At 67.9% G+C, this 2605-nt stretch carries 4 protein-coding genes; 1 reads left to right on the forward strand and 3 read right to left on the reverse strand.

Going from position 1 to position 2605, the window contains the following annotated elements; all coding sequences use genetic code 11:
- Window positions 1-32: 32 nt before the first annotated feature.
- The 3 genes from JCM19049_RS11425 to JCM19049_RS11435 all read right to left on the reverse strand — a co-directional run bounded on the left by JCM19049_RS11425 (window position 33) and on the right by JCM19049_RS11435 (window position 2243).
- On the reverse strand, window positions 33-479 hold the full coding sequence (locus JCM19049_RS11425) for an acyltransferase (RefSeq protein ID WP_279403055.1): 447 nt from the start codon (window positions 477-479) through the stop codon (window positions 33-35).
- Window positions 480-558: 79 nt separating this feature from the next.
- Window positions 559-1821, reverse strand: a complete 1263-nt coding sequence (locus JCM19049_RS11430) for a M18 family aminopeptidase (RefSeq protein WP_279403056.1) — start codon at window positions 1819-1821, stop codon at window positions 559-561.
- A 167-nt stretch (window positions 1822-1988) separates the two neighbouring features.
- A complete protein-coding gene (locus JCM19049_RS11435) occupies window positions 1989-2243 on the reverse strand; it encodes a hypothetical protein (protein WP_279403057.1) in 255 nt (84 codons plus the stop codon).
- Between the two features lie 185 nt (window positions 2244-2428).
- Between JCM19049_RS11435 and JCM19049_RS20510 the strand changes: the two genes are divergently transcribed.
- Window positions 2429-2605 (forward strand): DUF503 domain-containing protein (locus JCM19049_RS20510; protein ID WP_279403058.1); only part of this gene is annotated, 177 nt, incomplete at its 3' end.

Raw genomic sequence — 2605 nt, forward strand, 5'->3', positions numbered from 1 at the left:
CCAGCAGCGGCCAGAACAGGTAGAACTGTTCCTCAACGCCCAGCGACCAAAATGCTGCAGCGGCCCCGGCGCCTGGTCGGCGGCCAGGTAGTCGACCGAGTCGGCCGCCAGCACCCAGTTCTGCACCGAGAACGTGGAGGCGAGCGCTGGATCCCCAGCTCCTGCCATTGGGTGCGCGGCAGCAGCAGGAGGGATCCACCAACCACCGCCGCGATGACCACCAGGGCCGCGGGCAGGATCCGGCGGGCGCGGGCGGCAAAGAACGCGGGCAGGTTCACCGTGGCGGTGCGCTGCGCCTCGCGCAGCAGGTGCCCGGTAATCAAGAAGCCGGAGATCACAAAGAAGATGTCCACTCCGATGTACCCGCCGGGCAGCAGCCCCGGTTCCAGGTGGTAGGCGACCACCAGCAGCACCGCCAGGGCGCGCAGGGCCTGGATTTCGGGCCGGAAATTCTTTGCGGGCACGGAATTCGAGCTCATGGTCTTCGATCTGAGCATGCCCGGGTTAACTCCCGGTGACCAGATGATGACCAGTTGCGCGCCGCCCTGACGGCGGGAATTATGCCGCGAAGAATTCCTTGGAGACCCTGCTCAGGTACCAGGGATCGTCCACGCCGCACATTTCGCGGGCCGAATGCATCGACAGCAGGGGGATGCCCACGTCGATGGTGCGGATGCCGATCCGGGTGGCGGTCAGCGGCCCGATGGTGGAACCGCACGGCACCTGGTTGTTCGAGACGAACTCCTGGTACGGGACCTGCGCGGCCTGGCACCAGCCGGCGAAGGCCGCGGCGCCCACCGCGTCGGTGGCATAGCGCTGGTTGGCGTTGATCTTCAGCAGCGGCCCGGCGTTCAGCTGCGGACGGTTGGCCGGGTCATGGCGTTCGGGATAGTTCGGGTGCACGGCGTGTCCGGCATCGGCCGAGAGGCACACCGAGTTGGCCAGGGCCCGGGCGGTGTGTTCGGCCCCGGCCTGGAAGGAGGCCTGGATCCGGGAGATCAGTTCCTCCAGGAACGGTCCGGCGGCCCCGGAGCGGGAGGCCGAACCCAGCTCCTCGTGGTCGAACGCCGCCAGCATCGCAATGTGGTTGCCGCTGGGCTTGCGGAAGTGCTCAATCAGGGCGATCAGTCCGGCATGCACGCTGGAGAGGTTGTCCAGCCGCCCGGAGGCGAAGAAGTCCTTGCCGTGCCCGAACACTTCCCCGCGCTGGGCGGCGGCGGTGAGCACGTCATAGCCGGCGATCTGCTCGGCCTGCACCCCTGCCGCGGCGGCCAGTTCACCCAAGATGTCGGCCTCGGCCAGGTCTCCGGCCCCGAACACCGGGTTGGTGTGGGTCTGCTTGTCCAGCTTCAGGCCCTCATTGACCTGGCGGTCCAAGTGGATGGCCAGTTGCGGGATGCGCAGCAGTGGTTCGGTATGGGCCAGGTGCACCGAGCCGTCGCGCAGCACCAGCCGTCCGGCCAGCACCAGCTCGCGGTCCAGCCAGGAGTTCAGCAGTGGCCCGCCGTAGACTTCCACCCCGGCCTGCCACCAGCCGTTGGAACCGGTGGTCGGCTTCGGCTTGAGCTTGAATCCGGGGGAGTCGGTGTGCGCCCCGAGGATGTGGAAACCAGTGGTGGCCGTGGCGGCCTCGGGCTGCACCCAGGCGATGACCGCCCCGTCGCGCACCACGTAGTAGCCGCCGGCGCCCAGTTCCCAACCCTGGGTTTCATCCAGTGCGGTGAACCCGGCCGCGTCCAGACGCCGGGCGGCGGTGGCGGCGGCATGGTAGCTGGAGGGCGAGGTGGCGACATACTCGGCGAGGTCGGCAATATGGGCCATAGCAGCGGCGTGTGCCATTACTGGATGCTCACTTCCTTCATGGGGTTGCTCGGCCCGTCGGCGTTGGCGGGGCCGTCTCTAGCTTAGCCCTCCGCCGCCTGGCTCACAGCTGCTCCGGGGGCATGGGCAGGGCCGGGGCGCTTCAGCGCCCCGGCCCCTTTATCCGGCTATTGGCCCTCGTCCTGCTGCTGGGCGTCGCCGCGGGCGCTTTGCTCGGCGACCGGTTCGACAGCGTCCTGGACCTCCTGGGGATCGGTGTCATCCGGGAAGGGCTCGGTTTGCCGGTGGGCTTCGACGTGGTCCGGCTGCTTGCCCTTGACCATCCCCTCGGTCTCCTGCTTCATCTGGTCATCGAGATTTGATCCGTGTTTGGTGTTGCCGCGTTCGGCCATGACGTTCTCCTCCCTACGTGGCTGCGCCACGCTCGTGCCGGTTGGGTGCCTCACGCTAGCACCGCACCGGAGGTGACAGAAGGCATTGCGGGTGATCCCCAAGAAACGTTCAGGCTGCCGGGCCACGCCGGTGGCGCAGGACGCGTTCGTCGGCGCTGACTGGGAATCCGCACTGCACTCCCCCGCCGCAGCGGCAGCCGGGAGATGATGTGCCCATGTGGATTGGATGGATCGAGTTTGACCTGCTGCTCGGCGACGTGCACTCGCTGAAGCAGAAGCGTTCGGTGGTGCGCCCGGTCATTGCCGAGATCAAGCGGAAGTTCGAGGTTTCCGTGGTGGAAAGCTCCCACCAGCAGCTGCACCGCCGCGCCGGGGTCGGGGTGGCGGTGGCC

The sequence above is a fragment of the Arthrobacter sp. JCM 19049 genome (assembly GCF_001310435.1).

Bases quoted from the DNA above. Each gene is read 5' to 3' on its own strand.
- JCM19049_RS11425 (WP_279403055.1), bottom strand. From the start codon at position 479: ATGAGCTCGAATTCCGTGCCCGCAAAGAATTTCCGGCCCGAAATCCAG.
- JCM19049_RS11430 (WP_279403056.1), bottom strand. From the start codon at position 1,821: ATGGCCCATATTGCCGACCTCGCCGAGTATGTCGCCACCTCGCCCTCC.